Annotated in this window: 19 protein-coding genes and 1 rRNA gene (1 of these 20 only partly in view); 10 read left to right on the top strand and 10 right to left on the bottom strand. The window is 60.8% G+C overall.

The genetic code is table 11. The annotated features are described in order from the left end of the window. Positions 1–91: ribosomal RNA gene (locus ASE79_RS07435) — 16S ribosomal RNA — on the bottom strand (it extends 1,396 nt beyond the left edge of the window). 517 nt (positions 92–608) lie between these two features. Between ASE79_RS07435 and ASE79_RS21870 the strand changes: the two genes are divergently transcribed. Continuing rightward, on the top strand, positions 609–731 hold the full coding sequence (locus tag ASE79_RS21870) for a hypothetical protein (protein ID WP_268796156.1): 123 nt from the start codon (positions 609–611) through the stop codon (positions 729–731). Positions 732–1,541: 810 nt separating this feature from the next. Here the strand turns inward: ASE79_RS21870 and ASE79_RS07425 are convergent. Next, complete coding sequence (locus ASE79_RS07425; RefSeq protein WP_056414160.1) at positions 1,542–1,946, bottom strand: BLUF domain-containing protein; 405 nt, start codon at positions 1,944–1,946, stop codon at positions 1,542–1,544. A 1,082-nt stretch (positions 1,947–3,028) separates the two neighbouring features. Then, positions 3,029–3,361, bottom strand: a complete 333-nt coding sequence (locus ASE79_RS07420) for a hypothetical protein (protein ID WP_056414157.1) — start codon at positions 3,359–3,361, stop codon at positions 3,029–3,031. Between the two features lie 36 nt (positions 3,362–3,397). On the opposite strand from ASE79_RS07420, the gene ASE79_RS07415 reads away from it, so the two are divergent. Both ASE79_RS07415 and ASE79_RS21405 read left to right on the top strand, forming a co-directional pair. Beyond that, positions 3,398–3,892, top strand: a complete 495-nt coding sequence (locus ASE79_RS07415; protein ID WP_156359596.1) for a hypothetical protein — start codon at positions 3,398–3,400, stop codon at positions 3,890–3,892. Positions 3,893–4,359: 467 nt separating this feature from the next. After that, positions 4,360–6,327, top strand: a complete 1,968-nt coding sequence (locus tag ASE79_RS21405; RefSeq protein ID WP_200910338.1) for an alpha/beta fold hydrolase — start codon at positions 4,360–4,362, stop codon at positions 6,325–6,327. A gap of 324 nt (positions 6,328–6,651) precedes the next feature. Here ASE79_RS21405 and ASE79_RS07395 read toward each other — a convergent pair whose 3' ends face one another. Both ASE79_RS07395 and ASE79_RS07390 read right to left on the bottom strand, forming a co-directional pair. After that, positions 6,652–8,520 carry an AI-2E family transporter gene (locus ASE79_RS07395; protein WP_056414148.1) on the bottom strand — a complete coding sequence of 623 codons (1,869 nt, stop codon included), beginning with the start codon at positions 8,518–8,520 and terminating at the stop codon, positions 6,652–6,654. Positions 8,521–8,675: 155 nt separating this feature from the next. After that, positions 8,676–9,266, bottom strand: a complete 591-nt coding sequence (locus ASE79_RS07390) for a DUF4142 domain-containing protein (protein WP_056415681.1) — start codon at positions 9,264–9,266, stop codon at positions 8,676–8,678. Between the two features lie 153 nt (positions 9,267–9,419). Between ASE79_RS07390 and ASE79_RS07385 the strand changes: the two genes are divergently transcribed. Next, on the top strand, positions 9,420–9,830 hold the full coding sequence (locus tag ASE79_RS07385) for a DUF3597 family protein (RefSeq protein ID WP_056414144.1): 411 nt from the start codon (positions 9,420–9,422) through the stop codon (positions 9,828–9,830). 409 nt (positions 9,831–10,239) lie between these two features. Here the strand turns inward: ASE79_RS07385 and ASE79_RS07380 are convergent, their stop codons facing one another. Further along, complete coding sequence (locus ASE79_RS07380; RefSeq protein WP_056414141.1) at positions 10,240–10,764, bottom strand: DUF937 domain-containing protein; 525 nt, start codon at positions 10,762–10,764, stop codon at positions 10,240–10,242. A 110-nt stretch (positions 10,765–10,874) separates the two neighbouring features. Further along, positions 10,875–12,146 (bottom strand): YihY/virulence factor BrkB family protein, encoded by a 1,272-nt coding sequence (locus ASE79_RS07375; protein WP_082445159.1) that lies wholly within the window; start codon positions 12,144–12,146, stop codon positions 10,875–10,877. A 213-nt stretch (positions 12,147–12,359) separates the two neighbouring features. Here ASE79_RS07375 and ASE79_RS07370 point away from each other — a divergent pair, with 213 nt between their 5' ends. Next, the gene (locus tag ASE79_RS07370; RefSeq protein WP_056414138.1) at positions 12,360–12,725 is read left to right on the top strand and encodes a hypothetical protein; all 366 of its coding nucleotides are present in this window, start codon (positions 12,360–12,362) and stop codon (positions 12,723–12,725) included. Positions 12,726–12,823: 98 nt separating this feature from the next. Here the strand turns inward: ASE79_RS07370 and ASE79_RS07365 are convergent, their stop codons facing one another. The 3 genes from ASE79_RS07365 to ASE79_RS20900 form a co-directional block, all read right to left on the bottom strand. Beyond that, positions 12,824–13,450: a class I SAM-dependent methyltransferase gene (locus tag ASE79_RS07365; RefSeq protein WP_056414133.1), complete on the bottom strand. Its 627-nt coding sequence runs from the start codon at positions 13,448–13,450 to the stop codon at positions 12,824–12,826. 100 nt (positions 13,451–13,550) lie between these two features. Beyond that, entirely contained in the window at positions 13,551–14,528 is a 978-nt protein-coding gene (locus tag ASE79_RS07360; RefSeq protein ID WP_056414128.1) for an SDR family oxidoreductase, read from the bottom strand. A 159-nt stretch (positions 14,529–14,687) separates the two neighbouring features. After that, positions 14,688–14,987: a hypothetical protein gene (locus tag ASE79_RS20900; RefSeq protein ID WP_156359595.1), complete on the bottom strand. Its 300-nt coding sequence runs from the start codon at positions 14,985–14,987 to the stop codon at positions 14,688–14,690. A gap of 241 nt (positions 14,988–15,228) precedes the next feature. Between ASE79_RS20900 and ASE79_RS07355 the strand changes: the two genes are divergently transcribed. The 5 genes from ASE79_RS07355 to ASE79_RS07335 are packed head-to-tail and all read left to right on the top strand — an operon-like array spanning position 15,229 to position 21,128. After that, a complete protein-coding gene (locus tag ASE79_RS07355; RefSeq protein WP_056414124.1) occupies positions 15,229–16,311 on the top strand; it encodes a catalase family protein in 1,083 nt (360 codons plus the stop codon). Between the two features lie 9 nt (positions 16,312–16,320). Beyond that, positions 16,321–16,848: a (2Fe-2S)-binding protein gene (locus ASE79_RS07350; RefSeq protein WP_056414122.1), complete on the top strand. Its 528-nt coding sequence runs from the start codon at positions 16,321–16,323 to the stop codon at positions 16,846–16,848. Continuing rightward, positions 16,845–17,858 (top strand): FAD binding domain-containing protein, encoded by a 1,014-nt coding sequence (locus ASE79_RS07345; protein WP_056414119.1) that lies wholly within the window; start codon positions 16,845–16,847, stop codon positions 17,856–17,858. The genes ASE79_RS07350 and ASE79_RS07345 overlap by 4 nt, the downstream gene beginning before the upstream one ends. A gap of 10 nt (positions 17,859–17,868) precedes the next feature. Next, positions 17,869–20,133, top strand: coding sequence for a xanthine dehydrogenase family protein molybdopterin-binding subunit (locus tag ASE79_RS07340; protein WP_056414116.1), 2,265 nt, complete (start codon positions 17,869–17,871; stop codon positions 20,131–20,133). After that, positions 20,130–21,128: an SDR family oxidoreductase gene (locus ASE79_RS07335; RefSeq protein ID WP_056414113.1), complete on the top strand. Its 999-nt coding sequence runs from the start codon at positions 20,130–20,132 to the stop codon at positions 21,126–21,128. Before ASE79_RS07340 ends, ASE79_RS07335 begins: the two co-directional genes overlap by 4 nt. Positions 21,129–21,175 lie beyond the last annotated feature (47 nt).

The raw sequence follows: 21,175 nt of genomic DNA, 5'->3' as shown, positions 1-21,175 counted from the left end.
TGCGCCACTAAGGCCGAAGCCTTCGTTCGACTTGCATGTGTTAGGCATGCCGCCAGCGTTCATTCTGAGCCATGATCAAACTCTCAAGTTTATGTCACCAATGTCACCAGCCAATCGCAGTGGAATTCCACGATCAACCAGCTCATCTCAAGGAGCCGCTCTGCACAATATCTTTCAGACACCCTACCCGACCAAAGCCAGACAGAGCGTCGATTACATATGGAATATGTGAAGGACATATGAGAACGACTTAGCTTTAAACGATTACCCGGAGCCTTGAGGACCCCAGAAACCGCAAGCCGCCGCCCACATGTCCCTTCATCTTAACCTACAATGTCAAAGAGCCGACAAAAATACCGACACTCGCATAACCTCTTCCGTAGAAGAAGCTTGGAGCATCTGGTTTTTTGCGACCGTCGCGGTAGCCGTTGAGGCACTCCGCTGCGGTTCGACGTATTTAAGAGAGCAGCTTAGGAACGTCAACAGGGAATTTGTCAGATGTGGGATCACGACAACGCCGTCATAATTTCGCGAGGCGTCCCGGATTTAGTCGGCGGAGGCCCGGCCGGTCGTCGACTGCTCGAATAAGCGCTTTACACAGTGACATCGTGAGAACGTTCGTCCTCCCCTGCCCGACGCTCAGTCATTTCCGCGTCCTGATCGCTGCGGCGCCGGACCGAGTGATCTTCACTCACGGCCGCCCCTCCGACGGCGATGGTGGCCAGAATTGAAACGTGCTTCAAATGACTTGTTTAGATAATTCTGACCTGATCGATGGTCGCTGATTTACTGATTGTTCGGCCCCAAATGCACAGACGCGGTATTGCATTGAGCCGACTGCTCCGCGACTGAGGAGCATGCCCCACGCCAGCAACATCGTCTATTGCGACGGTCCGGATAGCCCCCACGCTTTCGACATTGTTCCGCTCCAGCCACGTAAGGGGAGCCTCGATGCCATGTGCCCGGTCTGCCAAGGAAGGGGGCAGTGGAATACTGAGATTGATCTCGTTAGCTTCCGCTGCAAGCGCACCGCCTGCGATCGTTGCCACGGCGCTGGTTGGGTAGAAACCGGCTCCGACCCGGTCGGCCTTCCCGATATCGAGATCGCACCAGGAGGCTACCCTCGGTGGACCCTTCGCTTCGAACCTGCTGACGATTCCATCCAGATCGATCCGGAAACGCCAGGCTTATCGCAGGCCTAGGGCGTTACGGGTTTGGGTCAGGTGCCCCAAGCTTCGCTGCTATCCGCGCAACTTCCTCATTACTTGGCTCCTCCGGTAGTTCCCCGCCGGGCAAAAGCGCATCGTCGGGGATGCCTGGCGCAGTGCCGGCGATCGGCTCGTCGATGGCGCGCTCGTTGGCACCGTCCGTGATCTTCTCTCTGCTCGGCATGTCGGTCTCCTTTGTAGCGTTCAAACGCTCAAGGGACGCTACGGGGCCACATTATGCCTTCAGATAAAGGATAACGGGTTCTTGGAGGATGGTGTTTCTCAGTCCCCTACACGGTAGGCGCAGCGCTGAACGTCCGGCATTTGCGCGCCTCAGGCGGCATGGTTTTTGGCGAACTCGGCGAAATACGCATGCGTGGTGGGATCCGAGATCGGCGTGATCAATGCCGCCACATCGTCTGCAACTGCACCATCGCCGCGCAAAGATTTGCCAGGCTGATGCCCCATTGCCCAACCGGGAAAGCTGCGCTCTGAGATTGCGCGGCTGCCCAATGTCACTGCAGCGAAATGACGTCCGTCAGCCTTGATGCGATCGTACGTCTGAGTGACTGCGTCGGCTGGTCCTTCGAGCGCCTGAAGGAAGCGGCGTCCGCCAACGATCAGCAAACCCGTCACCCCTACTGCGGCATTGTTGCGCCTCGAAACGCGTAAAATCGCCTCAAGCTCGACCTCGGATAACTCCGATCGGGCGGTGCTGATGTAAATGAGACGTATCAATCCAGGGCTCCTCCGTGAGGAGGAGTAACAAGCGAATCTAAACGCAAGGTCAATGTACGCGAATTGCGGCGTGCTTCGTCGATCTCACGAACGGCCAGCTTTTCCGGAAAACTGCTGGGAAAAACGGATAGGCTGGCCGCCTTGGTAGCTCAAATAATGAGCCTCGCAACGGATCAACGTAGGAGCAAAACCGCGCCGCGGACCGATAGGTACGCAATACTGTCTATTTAGGACGCGTACGTCGTCGATAAACCGCGAGCCTTAAGTCCGACCCAGGCATGACGACCCGCCTCGATAGCCAAGAGAAACACGATGCGGGTCAGCGAGGACGCTTTGCATAGGCCCTGGCAGAGATTGAACGCCCGCGGACGACATCGGCTCACTTAAAGATACGTATGGCGACAGCGGCAAGGACGGTGTGGGTTTCGCTCCCCGCTGGCGTAACGTAGCATTCCTGGAGCTCCCGGCGTGCCTAGCGTTCGGCCTCCGGGGGCAGCTCGTTACGGTGTGCCGGGTCTAGCTGCCCAACGGCGATGCCCCAATTTGACGCCGCACGGTTCGCTGTCGTGCTGGTCACGCTCCAAATCTTACCGCCATACTCTCCCGTTGCCTTCCACCGCCCAGGTTCGGCCTCTTCAACGTAAACTTCTACGTGTTGCCCCTGAACCGACACTAAGCGCTTCACCAAGCTGCTCCTTTTCCCATCATCACTCCTACTTGCCGGTAATACACGATCCAGCTGCCCCGCGACTGGGCGTACCACCGCTCATGCTGGCGTCAGCGAGCCAAACCGGCGCAGTACATCATCAAATGCTCGGTTGGCGTCATAGAGGCGACGGAGCGACGCTCAACCGAAGCTATTGCCGAGACGCTCCAGCGATGACGTCAACCGCGGCCGCGACACGACGCCAGTCCTGTGGATTGGTGGTATTACGAAGAATGTCGAAGAGCCGTTCTGTGAAGCGCTCGGGCTCATCCTCGCCAAACGCTGCCGCGATAGTGGACGCCTTTTCCCACACCTCCCGATCTGACATACTCGATCGGCTACACATCTAAAGATACCTGATTGGCACTTGGTCGGTTCACTCTTCGAGATTCCGACGCCGCAGCTCATCACGTAGCGCCTCAGCCGCAAGATCGCCCACCTCGCCTTCGGTCTGCCGGTACGCGGCCAAAAGCTCATCGTCCGTTGCGCTGGCCAGAAGGCCCTCAGTCTGAGCCTTGAACGTGTCGACCTCCTCTGCCGCCACGTCCGCCGCTTCGTCGGAAGAGACCTCATTGTTAGGAATGTCAGGCGCTGGCGCTAGCACCGCGTCCTGCTTGAAGACGTCGAACGCCTCTGCTGCCTCGTTGCGTTGGACGATCAGCGAACGAAGCTGGCCAAGAAGATCGAACTGCGATGCTGTGTTTTCCATGGCGGAGCCTAAACCGAGTTTTTCACCGCGTGCAATATGGCGTCATTGGGTCTCTACCGGTCAAAGATTGACCCGACCGACAACTGCGCCAACCGCGATCACAGAAACGATGATCGCCCACCCTTCCCAGGTTTGAGGAGACCAGCCAATCCCTACGACTTTTGGCTGAAACCATTCGCGTGGATGATTCATGAAGGCTCCGATGATGGCGAGGGAGATCGAACCTGCCTTCCGTTTCACGGTCTCAAGCAATACATGTCGAGAACGGAAGGCGCCAGCATGCCTGCAGACAGCATGAAGGTCGACGGCCAGACCAAAATCGATCTTTTCCAGGAAATGATGCCAATCGTCATGCAGTACCTTGCTGCTAACTCTGCCGATGACGCGTTGATCGCCGATGACATCATAGAGTTTTTCGCGCTGTCGATCGCGTCGGTAATCCAGAACGAAACGAACCTGACCACCCCGCAGCTGCAACGCAAAGGCGTTGAGGCGGCAGGCAAGCATATCGCGCAGTGGGTCCGCCTGTGAAGCTCGACCACGAACACCGCGGCGCCGCGCTGCTGGCGATGACGATTGGCGCGGTCGCGTCAGACGAAACGAAGCAGTAAGCTTTGCGGAACGAGAGAACCTCTTGCCTGTTCGTCAATTGAGGAAGGCGAAAATGACCGACCCGGTCACCCCCTGCGACGACGAAACAGCCAAACTTTTCCACCGAACATTAGGTCGTAGACCCAGTCGACCGGATCGATGGTATTCGGTTCGGCTTGGGGCCCAGCTTAGCTGATGTCCGTCACGTCGTACGCTTCGTACTTTTGGCGACACCTACTTCGGACGGCTATCCTCCACCGCTCTGCCAATTCGGCTACGTCTAAAGAATGATAGCCTCGCGAGCCGCACAAGGTGTGCTGGCTGCCCGCGGATGTGAACGCGACGTACGCGAGTGCGTTACTACGCCTTGAGAAGGGGCGCCTCCCCTTGAAACGCTAGGACACGAGATGGCAAAGCCCTTTACGATTGCAGTACCCGACGAGCGGCTCGCCCTCATCTACGCTAAAGTTGCATCATTCGACTGGGGCGCTCTGCCGGACGCCGGAGGCTGGCAATCAGGTGTCGGCCTCGCAGACCTCAAGCGGCTAGTGGACTATTGGCGTACTCGGTTCGACTGGCGTGCGCAGGAACGTCAGTTGAATGCTTTACCCCACTTCACCAGCGAAGTGCTGGGACAAAAGCTCCATTTCATTCATGCGCGTGGTAATGGTTCGCGTCCACCGCTGCTTCTACTGCATGGCTGGCCGGGCTCTTTCATCGAATTCGAAGCGCTGATCGCTCCGCTGGTCACCGACGGCCATGACGTCGTCGTGCCCTCGCTTCCGGGCTACGCCTTCTCCGGGCGTCCTGCCGCGCCGATCGGGCCGCGCCGAACTGGCGAGATCATGCATGGCCTGATGACCGAACTGTTCGGTGATGCTCGCTATCTGGTGCAAGGCGGCGACTGGGGCGCAGCAATCGGAAGCTGGATGGCGCACGATCATCCTGAAGCCATCGGCGCGCTGCACCTCAACATGGTCCTCATCCAGGCGGCAGACGTATCCCCGAAAACGCCCGACGAACTCGCCTGGGCAGCTCGACGTGCAACGCTAGCCAAGGAGGAGACTGGTTACTCGCAAGAGCAGGGCACACGTCCGCAGACGCTCGGCGTCGCCATGGCGGATAGCCCCGTCGGTGTTGCCGCCTGGATCCTGGAAAAGTTCGGCGCATGGGCGGACGTGCCGCGCGACGAACAGGGCCGGCCCGATCTTTGGCAGGCCTTCGACGAGGATACGCTCCTCACCAACATCATGCTCTACCTTGTCGAGGGGTCATTCATCACATCGACCTGGATGTATCGAGGTCGCGTATTGGAGGGGTCGGGCCAATTTCCCGCCGGCAGCCGTATCAAGGTACCGACCGGCGTCGCAGCCTTCCCTGATCCGGTCTTCCCACCGCCCCCGCGTTCGCATGCTCGCAAGACCTACAACATCGTGCACTGGAGCGAGATGGCGGCAGGCGGCCATTTCGCGGCGCTGGAACAACCAGAGCTCCTGCTCGCCGATATGCGACGCTTCTTTGCCGCCCAAGCTTCTTCAAAAGCCCGCAGACGGCGTCGGTTGGCCGGCGCGGCTGGTTTTGTTGGTGTTGCGGCCATAGGTCTCTGCGCGTTGGCAGGCGCTAATCGACGTCCAGAGAATAAAGATGCCCGGCACCGCGCGACCTATCCACCACTGGATGTCCCTAAAGCTTTTGCCGAGGGTGTTTGGATCGTCGACAGCGGGCCAATAAATGCGATGGGCCTGACGTTACCTGTGCGCATGACGATCCTCCGGCTCGTAAACGGCGATCTGTTGCTGCACTCGCCAACGCCCTTTTCGGTCGAGGTGGCCAAGGCCGTCGAGGCACTTGGGCGGGTGCGGCATCTTGTCGCACCCAACATCGCGCACTGGACTTTCCTTGCCGACTGGCAACGGGCCTACCCCGATGCGACCACATGGGCAGCGCCCGGGCTACAGGACCGGGCTCAGGTCCGCGCATCATCGGTGCGGTTCGATGCCGAACTCGGTGAGACGGCTCCAGTCGAATGGGCAGACACACTCGATCAGGGCGTCGTGCCAGGGGGTGCTGGCTTCAACGAAGTCTGGTTCTTCCACCGGCAGACCAAGACGCTCGTGCTCGTCGACCTCATCGAGAACCTCGATCCTGACAAGCTGCCACCTATCGCGCGGCTATTGATGCAGGCATCCGCTGCCACCGACGGCACCACCGCACATTACCTGCGGCTACCTGTACGGCTAGGTGGCGCGGGCGCTAAAAAGGCTGTTCAAGCGATCGTAGCGCTCGAGCCTGATCGGGTGATCTTCGCTCACGGTCGACCGTTCGAAAGCAATGGTGCGGCGCAACTGAAGCGCGCTTTCGACTGGCTGACTTAGCATTGAAGTCGGGTTGTCGGCGGTCGGTAAGAACGGTAGCGTCTATTCGTGATGCGCTTGTTTCTTGTCCGGGCCGTGGCTTACTTCCTGATCGGTATCTCGACCGTAGGGTACGCCGTCATGTTGTTCAGCGCTACCTGGTTGTACTGCTACGGAACGCATCCTCTGTGCGCGGCTGGCTGGATGCCGCGCACCGAGATTACCGCTGTCTACCTAGCCTTCATCACCGTACTCTTGTATCTCACCCGCTTGGTCATCCGGTCGTTACAGGAAGAGTCAGCACAACCACGCGACAGTGAGGTGTGACGTACAACGCTTCCTTGCCTACAATCCCCAACCGACAATGTTCTCCACCGCGTCGTGTAGCGAACTTACGTACCGGTCCGCACCCAAGGCCTGTTGGATTGCCGCATCGCTGAGGGAAGCTTCCCCCTGCGGCCATAGGCCGACGACGATGCGAGCGTTCGGCGCTCGGGCACGCAAGCGCCGGACAAGGTAACGCAACTGCGCTGGCGAACCGGTCACCTCCAGGTAAGAGATGGCGATCACATCAATCCCGGTCAGATCCAACGTCTGCACCGCATCTCGGGACACTGCGGTATTGGGAATACGCTTCGCGTGCACCCCTTGCTGCCCCAGCAACTGCGTAAGCATAGCAGTTACCGCGTCATCGAACGGACCGTGCCCCGCAACGCAGGCGACCGTTTGAGCCTTTGCCATGGTGTCAGACGTTGCTGCCCCTGACGTTGGCTGTAAGTCCTCGATCACGGACATCATCGATTTGGTCATCTGCGCCGCACCGGCGCGATCGATTGTCCCCCGCGCCTCGTCTTCGACTGCCAGCTTCAACCCTTCAAGCACGACCCCGTCATAGTATTCGGTGAGGGATCTGTCAGCGAGAAGCATCTCCGCCTGTGCCAAAGCCTCGTCCGGGTTCCGAGCTAGAATGCGCTGGTAAAAGCTTTCGATAGGCGTCAGCGCCGGTCTGTCACCCAACAGGACATCGAAGAATTCCAGGCTCTTAACGTGACGCCCCATGACGACCAGACATAGGGTAAGTGGTGTGGACATGATCAGCCCGATCGGACCCCAAAGCCACGTCCAGAAGATCGCCGATACAATCACGGATACAGGCGAAAGACCTGTCGAGTGGCCATAGAGTAGTGGTTCGACGACATATCCGGTAAGCGGCTCGATGATCACGAAGAGCGCTACGACTTCCAGCGCCATGCCCCAGCCTGGATCCACGGCCGCACCGAGCGCCGCAGGAGCCACTGCTGCCAGGAACGGCCCGATATAGGGTACGAAGCGCAGCAGACCCGCCATCACGCCCCACATGGCCGGCGATGGTATGCCGATCAGCCACAGACCAAGAGCGATAACAACGCCGAAGCACGTGTTCACAGCTAGCTGCGAGAGGAAGTACTTGCTGAGGCGCTGACCGGCATCATCAATGGCGCGCGTCGTGCGGTGCAGGTCGCTTGATCCGAACAGGCGGATAAACCGATCGCGCAGATCCTCCTTCTGCATCAAGACGAATATCGCCACGATGAGGACGATGACCGTCGTTTCCAGCGGACCCAGGATGGGTTCGAGAACCGTACGTGCTATCGCGAACGGCGACGTGCTGCCTTGGACGATCTCTACCGGGATAGGGCGGCGTTGATCGACCGTCGTCGGAGCCGACGGTGTTGCCAGCGCCGGCGTGGCCGCACGAGGTGTGGCAGTTGGTCGCTTGCCCCCCAGTTCCTTGGTGACCGAGGCAAGGCGTGCGACCGCAAAGCCCTGAACCCCTTGGACCTTTGCTTCGATCGTGCGGGCGTATTGCGGCGCGTTCACCGTCAGCGACGCGGCCTGACTGCCGATGAGCGCGCCGAACAGGCCCAAGAGACCCAGAGCCGCGATGACGGTCAAGATCACGGCAGGTGCACGCCAAAGACGCAGACGCTGCAGCAGGTTGACAACCGGGGAGAGAACGAAGGAAAGCATCACTGCCAGGGTGATCGGGATGAGCACCTCCTGACCGAAATACAGGGCGGCGATGACGAGCGTGCCAACGGCCACGCCGGCCAGCGTCTTGAGTTCCGGCGCCGAGGCCGAGCGGATCTGAGCCGCACCTGGATTGTCCGCGGGCGCTTCGCGGCTACCGGTTACGACATCCTTGTAGCCGGCAATATTGTCGGGGCTGCTCATGCGGAAACCTTCCTGCCGGGGCTCGCGTATCGGTCACGTCGAGGCCCGGCACGAAGCATTTTTCGTTGTATCCGTCCTGACGTCAGGACGGGCAAAGCCGAAAGGCACACTTGGCGTCCCTCTCGGCTTCATACTTCATCGTCTGGGACGCTACCTCAGGACTTGAGCGCTTTCGCCATGTTAAGATGCGCTGCGACCGTGGGTGCCAGACCCGACGCGAACGTCTTCAGCTGGGGTACGTCGCCGGTTGCGGCATAGCCCTTCAGCGTATCAAGCGTCTGCTGATGCCCGGCGACCTGGGCCGCTGCGTAAGCGGTGTCGAAATCGGTGCCTTGCTTGGTCTTCAGATCGGCAAGCTTCTGCTGCTGCTCAGCACTCAGCGCTGGGTTGGGCGTCAGAGCTGGCGACAGCGTTGCCGTCAGTGCCTTCAGCTTCGCAGTCGAACCCTCATGGGCGGTGATCATCTGGCCAGCGAACTTCTTTACCGCAGCAGATGCGCCGTTGGTCATGGCCAGCTCCGAGGTCTGAATCTCGAACGCATCGCTTGCCGCCGCCATGTTGACGAAGGCCTGTCCACCGGAGGCGGGTGCTGCCATCGCATCATTAGAACCAGCTGCGTTCACGTCCATGGCGGTCGTATTGGCGTAGGTGATGTTATCGACGGCAGTCGTATCGTCGGCCTTCTTGCCGCATGCGGCCAATGACAGGGCCGCTGCCGACACCAGTGCCAGGGTCTTAAAGTTCATCATACTCTCCATCTGCTCGCATATTACCGCTGCCTGCTCAACGCGTGCCTCCTGAGGACCGTTCCGCACGAGCAACGAACTCCGGACCGATCCTGAAGCGAGTTCGTTCTAGCCGTCTGCCGGCACAGCTGCCGGCCTTATCGGGACACGGTTATGAGCATCTTCAGCACGATCATGAACAAGGTTTTTCACCACAAAGCGGCGCCGGCCGCCGCACCGGCTCAGGCTCCCGCCGCTGCGCCCCAAGCTGCGCCACAGGCCGCGCCGATCGCTACCGCCCAGCCCGCCCCCGCAGCGGCTCAGCAGTCCGTCGATGTCGGTGCGGTCCTTGGCGAGATGGCATCGTTGAAAGATGGCGGCGGCAACTACCAGAGCTCGATTGTCGATCTTTTGAAGCTGCTGGACCTGGATTCCAGTCTGACCGCTCGCAAGGAACTTGCTGCCGAGCTGAATGTCCATGCAGCAGCCGACGGCTCGGCCGAGCAGAACATCGCCCTTCACAAGGCAGTGATGCAGAAGCTTGCCGATAACGGCGGCATCGTTCCCGACAGCCTGCGCAACTAACGCGCCCGATCCGGAGGGGACCGCACCCCATGCGGTCCCCTCCGGCCTTAGGCTGCTGGCTTAACCGTCCTCAATTTAGCGAGCTGGGCTAGCGTTCGAAGGCGTCGCAGCTAAGGTCCCCTGCGCTGCCTGAACTGGCAGCGTCTGACTACCACGCGGTGGTCCGTTCGGCTCTTTCTGAAAGGCTCGCGCGGCGAGCCAGCAGATCGTCACGACGAGTGCCACGATCATCGCGAAGATGACAATTGCCACAGGACCAGCTCGCCTGTTTCCTCGTCTCCGCATCACATCCGATCCCCAGTCATGCCGTCGATGGTATCGCCGTGCCGTAGCCACGTGGCGACGAGATTTTCCTGGACCTCAAATCCGCAGGTTTGATCGAGCAAGACGGTCTTATGTCCGGACGGCTCTATCGCCGCTCGCCGAAGACCGAACCAAGAATGCCCCCCAGTCCGCTGCCAAGACCGCCCCCGGGCGCAGCGCCTGCGACTCCAGCGCCACCCAGACTGCCAAGTACAGATCCAAGGATCCCGCCAAGGCCACCTTGCTGCCCGGCTGAGCGCCCTGTCAGATGGCCTGCCACCAGCATGACCAGGATCGGCAGCATCTGCTTCAGAAGGTCGGGCGCCAGGCCGCTGCTCTGCGCCGCGTTGTCGGCGACCTCACGACTGCCGTCCTTCGACCCGAAGATACCGCCGAGGATCTGATTACCGCGATCGATCTGCGTCGGCTCGTTGCCCAACACGTTCGCAGCAAGGTCTGCGCCGCCAAGCGTGTTCACATGGGCGTCTAACTGCGTCGTGTTATTCCCCATGCCGCCCAGAACCGACGGCAGCAGCGCCTCGGCGCCGCGCTGGGCTTGCTCACGCGGTATGCCTAGTTGGGCGGCGAGTGCATCGATGCCACCATCAGGCAGCAGGTCATTGAGATTCATGTCGGCTTCCTTGTTGTGACCGGTACCAACAGATGCTGGGACCTATAGGTCCGGTCACCTTCGATCGAGCTAGGACCTTGGATCGGCAGGCTTGCGCTGTCTGCGCAATATTACTCAGGAAGTTCGGGCGTATCTGAGTCAACGGGTCGGCCGGATAGCCAACTAAGCCCTCCCCCGATAACAAGCAGCCCTGCCCCCATAAGCGCCTTGTCACGGCGTCGCAGGAGAACAAGCCCGCCAGTAACGATGACGGTAGGTACAATGCCGACTTTACCCAGGCCGGTTACGCGTGCTGCACGCACAACCATGCGGCCGGCAGCGTACTCATGCAAAGGTGAAGGCGTAGACGGTGCGGCTCGTGATACCTCCTTGTCACCATTTGAGGGCTGCGGCCCTGGTCCTGGCTGCGGCGCTATCTCCGGTCCGGAAGCTACCGTGTCGGCTGCATACGCTCCGCGATCGCCGAGCGATTTAGTAGGCCCCCTGGTCGTGTCTTGCGTGGTCTGTCTCTCCAGCTCGCAATTGAACTCGGCACCGAGCAGCAAAATGTAGGCGGACAAGTAGAGCCAGGTCAGCAACACGATCGCGGCTCCCAACGAGCCGTAGGTAGCGTCGTAGCTGCCGAAGTTTGCCACGTAGAACCCAAAGCCAAGGGTAACGACCAGCCACAACACGGTTGTCAGCACCGATCCAGGCGTCAACCACGTCCACTTCGCCTCATCGCGATTGGGCGCGTAGCGATAGAGCGTCGCCGCGGCTGCCGCTCCCATGCCAGCCATGATCACATAGGAAACGATTTTGCCCGCTGTGAGAACGATGGCAGGGGCCGCGGGGAACAGCGTATCCAGACTGCCCATTGCGGCTATCGCGATGATAGCGACGATGGCGATAAGCACCGCCCCGGCGGTGATGGCGAGTGCGATGAGGTTCAGCCGGACGAAGCTGCGCGTTTCCTCTTCGTCATAGGCGATATTCAGCGAGGTAATAAGCGCAGTTGCGCCTTTCATCGCGCCGTACAACGCGATGCCGAGCGCAAGCAGAAGGCCGAACCCCTTCTTACCGTCCGATGTCGTCACAACGTTGGCCAGCTGTTCGCCGATCAGCTTGGCAGCATCTGTCGGCATGACGGACGTCAGCGACTGGACGTTCTTCATCACCGTAGCAGGTGTAGCAACGAGCCCATAGCTCAGCACGACGGCGCCCAGCATAGGCACCATGGCGAGCACGCCGCAGAAAGCCACGCCGGAGGCTACAAGGCTGATGTTATCCTGGCCTGCTTCCTTCCACGCTCGCAGGACGATGTCCTTCCAGCCTTTCGCCGGGATAGCCCAGGGACTGACCGCGTCGTGGCCTCTCCGTTCGCTTTCGGTAGTGCCGGCCATACACGATCCCCTTGTTACGCAAGCGAACCAGTGGTGCACGCGGACGTTCCCATGCGCGTCATTGTTAATTAGCTACCGCCGCTTTGTTTGTATTTGAAAGTCTTGGACACCAAGGCAAGGCGCCTCATCCAACCGCCGATCTTGGCGCGATGGCGCCGAGACACCGGAACCCTCCCCCATTGTCCCGCGCTTGAGCCATGAAGGAGAGACGGCATGGACGACCAGCGCGTGTGGGAATTCGAAGGAAGCCTATGGGAGGCCAGCGACGAGCATTACCAGGACCGGATCGACGAGGAGATCGTCATGGTCTTGCCCCGGCCGCCTTATGTCTTCCAAGGGCAGGAAGCGAAGGATGCGGTCAAAGCTACGCCCGATTGGAATACGGTCGAGCTATCGGATCGACGAGTGTCACGACCTCAAGAGGGCCTAATCGTCGTTGCATCCACCGCGCGCTGCGCAAGCGGCGACGAGAAGTACGAGGCACATTGCACCTCGACTTTACGGATGCGTGGACACGACGATTGGCTGGTCGTCCAACATCAGCAGACGCCACCCTTAACCGCCAGCGTCGAGGCCTGACCGCGGGCTTGCCGTTGCGCCTGATACATACCTGTAACAGGCGCGACGGTACTGAACCGGGAGTCAGCGCCCTCATTGCCGGTGGAATTCCGACAGCCTCAACGGCGACCGGTTATTGCGACCAATGGATCGCCCAGGCGACCGTCGGCGAGTATGGAAGCCGTCGCATCGCGGAACCCTGCTGTTTCCAGATAGAGGCGGACAAGCGAGGCGTGCCCCTGCGTATCTAGAGCGCGCCAGACCGCCACGGCCTTGGTTGGGAAGCAGCGGTTCGAGAAGCTTATGATGACGCGGCCCCCCGGTTTCAGCACACGACGAACCTCGCGCAGTACCGCCAGGGGGTGTTGCAGATATTGAACACCGACACAGATCAGTACGGCATCGTAGCGCGCGTCCTCCTCGGATAAGTTGGGCACATCGTTCAGGTTCTGGACGAACCAGCGATCGAGGCGCGGGTTGGCCGCTAGTTCCTCTGCGTTCATGCCGTGGCCGACTACTTCGCCATAGGCGACGTCGTCCGGCAGGTGGCTCACCCAACTCGACATGAGGTCGAGCACCCGCCCGCCAGCGGGGATCGCATCGCGGTACAGGCTGGTCAGTGCACCTACTGCTGCCTCATCAATGTGCGTGACTAAACGCGGGGGCGCGTCGAAGCCAAGGTCGTCGCCATCATCCTCTCGGTCGAAGGCCTGCGCCGACAGTCCCAACTCGATCGCTTCGGTCATGCGGTAAGCCCCTGCAATACCAAGCCCCTAGGATCCTCGCCCACAGCGTCCGTTGGGAACCGTATCCAGGGGCGAACCGCGAGATAGCGCTCGTCCTCGATCACCGGCGACGGTCGAGCCAGGCACCGGCCCCCGCAAGGCTAAGAACCGCCATACCGCCAGCCGCGGCTGCCAGCTTGCGCCGCCGGTGTGGATCGCGTCGGCCACCATCTGGACCGGCGGGGACGCCAGGTTCGAACAACACCCCATCGTTGTCGTTGCCGTCGGCAGCACGGGCCGACCAGGAGTCGAGAAAGCCGCTCATGATCGCCGCCAGCAGGTTCGGCGCCGCGAACTCGCCGAGTTTGAATGCGATTGCCGGTGCGCCGACGGCGGTAAGGTTACGAGGGTGCGTGGCAAGCCGCACGACTGCCTTCGCCACCGTCTCCGGTGCGAGCGAACCGGGGGGAAGCGAAAGCCGGGCGCCGGTATAGTTACCGGCGTGATCGACGCCGGGTGTATCAACAAAGGTCGGGCAGACGTCGCATATGTGGATATGCGGGCGCTTCGACACCTCACCGCGCAATGCGGAACTGAATCCGCGCAACCCGAACTTGCTCGCCGAATAGGCCGCGGCATAAGGCGTAGCGACAAAACCTCCCGCTGAGATCATGTTTACCCAGGTGCCGTGATCCTGCGCGAGAAAGATCGGCAGTACTGCATGGACGTCGTTCATGTGGGCGACGAGGTTCACGTCGACGACGCGGGCATGATCCGCAATCGGGACGTCTTCGTACCGGCCAAGCACACCAACGCCTTCGCAGCTAAACCACAGATCAATGCCATCGAGCAGATCGCGCGCGTCCGCAGCGAACACGGCCACTGCGCCTGCGTCAGTGCAGTCGACTGGACGGACGAATGCGCTGCCGCCAGCTTCGACGCAGCGCTGCGCGACGTCGTCCAGCCCGTCCTTGCCACGAGCCCCCAGGACAAGCCGCGCTCCCGCTTTGGCGAAAGCCACCGCCGTTGCCGCGCCGATACCGCTCGATGCACCGGTTATCACGATGCGCCGCCCGGTCAGATTACGATCAGCGCTCATCGATGATCCTCGAGGCGGCTGCTTTCATACCTTCGGGAAGACAACGCGGCCGCGTTAGACAGACTGTCTTATCATCATGCATAGACATTAAACGTCCCGAAGGCGCTGGGGTGTCCACCCGACCCCGCGCGATGTTCCTCGAAAGTAATCCGAGGATGATTAGTTCGGATTGGTGTGCGGCTCCTTGGGGCCATCGTTCAAAGATCTGAGCTGCGCTTCGCGAGTTGGGTCACCACCACCGCCATGGGGAACTGGCACATCGATAGGGCTGTTCGGCGTTGCACCACCACTAAGCTTTCCCGATCCGCTCAACGCGTCCGCGGCATCGGCACCGCCTAGACCACCACCACCAGGCGTTTTGGTCATCTGCGCATCGTCTAAAACGGTCGCAGCGCTATCCGCGTCGTTCGGCTCCGGCTTAACGTCGTCGGGTCCAATGTTCGGCTGTTCAATCGCCATGTCGATCTCCTCTGCTCGCTCTAAAACCCTTCAACCGGAGATAGTCTCCCCGATCTTCAACGAGTTCTCCGATTTCATCCTGGAAATAGCCGATCTCAGAATCAGCGCCTTTCGGCGCGAGATCAGTAGGTTGTCGGGAACGCATCCGTACTGAAAATGGTTACCGCTCTGATTGTTTGCGACTGTGGCAGGCGTCCACACGCGTCGCCTTCCTCTCGCATTGAGATCTGGGAGGCATAGCTTGGCATATCTGCGGTATAGCGACGACATCGAGACGATCCAGCCGGACGAGCAGGAGTCAATCGACGGCATCATCAAGGGCATGACCCAGCAGACCGAGACGGTCGAGAAGCGAGAACACCACGCCGTTCGAGCGAGCCACGCGAAGAGTTCTGCATGCGTTACCGGCGAACTGACGATCGCGAACGACCTGCCCCCCGAACTTGCGCAAGGCCTGTTCGCCAAGCCCGGCACGCACCCGGTCGCTATCCGGTTCGCGCAGGGCCCCGGCGAGACGTTGGGCGACCGCGTGTCCACCCACCGCGGGATGGCGATCAAGGTGTTCGGGGTGGATGGGGAGAAGCTGCCTGGCCACGACGCCGATACGCAGGACTTTGTGTTCGCGACCGGACCAACCTTTCCATCGGGTACCGCTCAAGGCTTCCTGCGCGACGCAAAGCAGATCGGTGCCGCGACGCCGCTGCCGGAAGGGTTCAAGAGCGCGGTCTCCAGCCTCGCGCGCAACATGAACAAGGTGCTGACGAAGGTGGCGACGCCAAGCCCCAAGGCGGACTTCTTCGGGCATCCTTACAGTCACCCGCTGTTCGACAGCTATTTCAGCCAGGCGCCTGTCCGCTACGGTGATTACGTGGCCAAGCTCGCGGCGTTCCCGGCTTCGGTCTATCAGGATCAATTGAAGGACTGGCTGCTGGATCCGCACGAGGACGAGGATGGCTTTCGCCATGCCACCGTCCGGTATTTCAGCGAGCACGACGCGGTATTCGAGGTCCGCGTACAGCTCTGGGCGAACGCGGAAAGCCAGCCGATCGAAGATACGTCGGTCGAATGGCCAGCAAACGACAGCCAGTATCGCACCGTCGCGACGATCCGTATTCCGCGCCAGGAAGCATACAGCGCCGACCGCGTCCGTTATTTCGACGAGGTGATGACCTTTCGCCCAGCGCATGGCCTGGCGGCGCACCGCCCGCTGGGCTCGGTGATGCGAGCGCGGTTGCAGGTCTACAAGGCACTGTCCGACTTCCGTCATCGCGAGAACGGCGTCGCTGCACAGAACACTGCCGATATCAGCCAAATTCCAGCCTGAGGATCCGTCATGGCCACCATTGCTCCCCCACGCCCGTCTCATCAGAATGCCGCCAAACCTATAGGCACCCTCCCGATCACGCTTACCATCAACGGCGAAGAGCGTGCTCTGCAGGTCGAACCCTGGACAACTTTGCTCGACCTGCTTCGCGACAAGCTTGATCTGACTGGTACGAAGAAAGGCTGCGATCACGGCCAATGCGGCGCCTGCACCGTCCTTATTGACGGCAAGCGGATCAACTCGTGCCTGACGCTCGCGGTAGTGCGCGACGGTGCCGAGATCACCACGATCGAGGGGATGGCAACAGGCGGCGAACTCCACCCGCTGCAAGCCGCATTCGTGGAGCGTGACGCATTCCAATGCGGCTATTGCACGCCCGGGCAGATCTGCTCCGCCCAAGGCCTCATCAACGAAGGCCGCGCCAAATCGCGCGAGGATGTTCGCGAACTCATGAGCGGCAATCTATGCCGATGCGGTGCGTACACGAACATCACCGACGCAGTGATGGACGTGCTCGAAACGGAGGCAGCGCGATGAACCGCTTCGATTATGCCCGCGCCGGAGACGTTGCCGAGGCAGTCCGTGAAGGATCGGGGGATCATGTCCGTTACCTGGCTGGTGGCACTAACCTGATCGATCTGATGAAGGAGAATGTCGAACGCCCTGCCCGCATCGTCGACATCAACCGGCTTGATCTTCACAAGATTACCGAGCGTGACGATGGCGGACTGCGTCTCGGTGCGCTCGCGACCAATGCAGATACCGCGTACGACGCGCGGGTCGAGCAGCGCTATCCACTGCTAGCATCCGCGATCCTCGCAGGGGCAAGCCCGCAGCTCCGCAATGCCGCGACCAATGGTGGCAACCTCAATCAGCGCACCCGCTGCTACTATTTCTACGACACTGCAGCACCGTGCAACAAGCGCGAGCCGGGATCAGGCTGCGGTGCGATCGGAGGCGTGAACCGTATCCACGCAATCCTCGGCGCAAGCTCGTCCTGCATCGCCACGCACCCGTCTGACATGTGCGTCGCCCTCGCAGCGCTAAAGGCGCAGGTGCAGGTCACGGGGCCCGAAGGTGACCGGACGATCGCATTCGAGGACTACCATCGCCTCCCGGGCGACGAGCCTTGGCGCGACAACACCTTGAAACCCGGTGAGCTTGTCACCGCGATCGACCTACCGTCCGAAGACTTCAGCACCAACTACACCTATCTGAAGCTTCGTGACCGGCTGTCCTATGCCTTCGCACTCGTCTCGGTCGCGGTAGCGATGAAACTGGAGAACGGCCGCATCGCCGACGTCCGCATCGCGGTTGGCGGCGTGGCGCACAAACCGTGGCGCCGCAGCCAGGCCGAAGAGGCGATCAAGAACGAAGCCCCCACGGTCCAGGCGTTTGAGACGGCAGCAAGCGCTCTGCTTGCAGGTGCCGTCGGCCAGGGTGAGAACGACTTCAAGGTCGCGCTTGCCCGCAAGGCGATCGTCCGTGCGCTCGAACAGGCCGCTGCAGGCACCCCGCAATCCCAGATCGACAAGCGCGTCGCGTAAGGAACCCGACATGGCAACTCAAATGAAAGTCGGTATCGGCACCCCGCTTAGCCGCGTCGACGGCCGTGATAAAGTCACCGGCGCCGCCAAATATGCCGCTGAATATGTCGTCCCGAACATGCTCTACGGCGTGATCGTCTCTAGCGCGATCGCGAAGGGCAAGATCACCGGCTTTGATGACGCTGCAGCGCGCAGTGTGCCCGGCGTCGTCGAGATCCTGTCGCATGAGAACCGTCCGAAGGAGGCATGGTTCGACCATAGCTACAAGGACGAACTCAATATCCCAGGTGAGCCGTTCAAGGCTCTGCATGACGGGACGATCATGTTCAGCGGCCAACCTGTCGCTCTGGTTCTCGCCGAGACGTTCGAGGCTGCGCGCTATGCGGCCAGCCTGCTCGGTGTGCAGTACGAGAACGAGGCGCACAATATCGACTTCGAGGCATCGCTCGAAGAGAAGTTTTTGCCCAAGAAGAAGCGCAACACCTACCATCCGCCAAAAACCCGGGGCGAGCCCGATACGGCCTTCAAAGCCTCGGCCCTGCAGCTAAGCGAGACTTATCATTTAGCGCCCGAGCATCACAATCCGATGGAGATGCATGCGTCCACCGTCGAATGGCACGGCGATGGCAAGATTACCGTCTATGACAAGACGCAGGGGTCGCAGGGCGTCCAGGCCTATATTGCCAGCGCGTTCGGCTTTTCGAAGAAGGACGTTCGCGTCGTCAACGCCTATGTGGGTGGCGGTTTTGGCTCGGGGCTGCGGCCGCAATATCAGGTGCAGCTCGCGGTACTCGCCGCCAAGAAGCTCGAGCGCTCGGTGCGGGTCGTAATGACCCGCCAGCAGATGTTCACGCACGCTCACAGGCCGGAATGTACCTATGGTATCAAGCTTGGCGCCGAGACGACCGGCATGTTCACCTCGATCTACGGCGACGCAACAACGTCGACGTCACGGTTCGAGAACAACATGGAGGACATCGTTACCTGGGGCATCATGAACTATGCCAGTCCCAACGCAGGCGGCGAATACACGATCGCGCCGCGCGATACCTACACGTCGGCGGATATGCGCGCTCCGGGTGCGGCGACCGGCATGGCCCTGTTCGAAATCGCGGTCGACGAGATGGCGTATAAGGCGAAGGTCGATCCGCTTGAATTCCGGATGATCAACTATTCGGAAATCGACGCAATGAACGAGTTGCCCTTCACGTCAAAGGCGCTGCGCGAGGCGTACCGAGAAGGTGCGGACAAGTTCGGCTGGTCAAAGCGCACCCCCGAACCGCGATCAATGACCGAGGGCAAGGAATTGATCGGCTGGGGCGTCGCCACCGGCATGTGGGACGCACAATTCAGCAAAACTGCCGCCAGCGCGAAGCTGACTGCAAACGGCCATCTTGAGGTGGCGACGGCAGCATCTGACATCGGCACGGGCACGTACACCGTGCTGACGCAGGTAGCCGCTGACACGCTCGGCCTACCGGTGGATCAGATCACGGCAAAGCTCGGCGACAGCGACCTGCCAACTTCTCCGGTCGAGGGCGGCTCGTGGGGCGCGGCGTCGGGCGGCGCGGCGGTCCAGCTAGCCTGCCAGGCGGTTGCCAAAAAACTGCTGAAAGCGGCTGACAAAGTCGAGGGCCGGCCATTGTGGGGCGCCAAGTCGGTCGATGACATCGAGTTTGCCGACGGTCATATGTCGCTCAAGTCCGACGTCACCAAGCGCGTGTCGATCACCGAGGTGATGCGTGCTGCGGATCTTACCGTAATTGAAGAGGAGGAGACCGCTTCTCCTGGAATCTCCGGCATGATCAGCATGATGCAGAAGGCGCGCAACACGCACAGCGCCGTCTTTGTCGAAGTGAAGGTCGACGAAGAGCTGGACGTCGTCCGTGTGACCCGGGTGGTCAACGCGGTCGCAGCCGGCCGGATCATCAACCCCAAGACCGCCCGGAGTCAGATCCTAGGCGGCGTCGTCATGGGGATTGGCATGGCACTGCACGAGGAGACGTTTGCAGACGTGAAGTTGGGCCGGTGGATCAATCACAATTATGCCGAATATCACGTACCTGCGAACGCCGACATTCAAGACATCGAGGTCATCTTCGTCGACGAACCGGACCCGGAAGTCACCCCGCTTGGCGTCAAAGGACTAGGCGAGATCGGCATCGTCGGCACGGCTGCGGCGGTCGCCAACGCCATCTATCACGCGACCGGCAAGCGTGTTCGCAGCCTGCCCATTACAATCGACAAGCTGCTCGAAACGGAGGTCTCTCCATGACCGTCTCACTGAAACTCCTCGCGGATCAGGTCGTCGTGATCACCGGTGCCAGTTCGGGCATTGGACTGGTCACGGCAAAGCTGGCAGCTGGTCGCGGTGCCAAGGTCGTACTCGTTGCGCGCAACGAAGCAGCACTTGCGAAAGCCGTCGAGGACATTCGGGCCGAGGGTGGTGACGCGATCTTCGCGGTCGCGGACGTGGGTGTTATCGAGGAGGTCCAAGCGGCCGCAAAGGTCGCCATCGCTCGCTATGGCCGCATCGATACATGGGTGAACAACGCAGGTACCGCGATTTACGCCAAGCTCATCGACACGCCGCTGGACGAACATCGCCGACTGTTTCAGACCAATTACTTCGGTGCCGTCCACGGCAGTCTGACAGCGATCGAGCATCTGCGTTTCAAGGGCGGCGCGCTCATCACGATCGGGTCGATCGCATCGGACCTCCCTTCTCCAGTTCTCAGCGCCTATTCGGCCTCGAAGCACGCGGTGAAGGGCTTCGTCGATGCGCTGCGGATGGAGATCACGGCCGACAAACTGCCGATTGCGATCACGCTTATCAAGCCAGCGGGCATTGACACACCCATCGCCCAGCACGCGGCGAACCATGTCGACGGTGAAGCGCTGATCCCACCGCCCGTCTACGATCCAACGCTGGTGGCGGAAGCAATCCTGGACGCCGCGCAGCACGTTCGCCGCGACATCACAGTAGGCGGTATGGGACGGCTCCAAGTCCTGCTTGGCACGCACTTTCCAGCGATCCTCGACAAACTCTCCGGTATACTCGCACCTGCCATGTCGGATCCCACAGCCAAGAAAACGACGGAGACGTCGATCTTCGAGCCGAACCAGCTTGGCCAGGAACGGTCCGGAGTCCAGCCTGGACGACGTACGAGCCTCTATACGGCTGCGGAGCGCCATCCGGTGGCGATAGGCGCCATTGCCTTGTTTGGTCTGGGTGCCATCCTCGTCTCGTTAGGCTCGAAGCGCGAATGATCACCTTAGCAGGATAGTGATTTGTCCTGTGCCGCCATGAGTCGGGA

This window comes from Sphingomonas sp. Leaf28 (assembly GCF_001421685.1).
In the GTDB taxonomy this organism is placed as follows: Bacteria; Pseudomonadota; Alphaproteobacteria; order Sphingomonadales; family Sphingomonadaceae; genus Sphingomonas; species Sphingomonas aurantiaca.
Note: the sequence above shows the minus strand (reverse complement) of the source record. Positions and strands in the feature narration are given on the sequence as shown.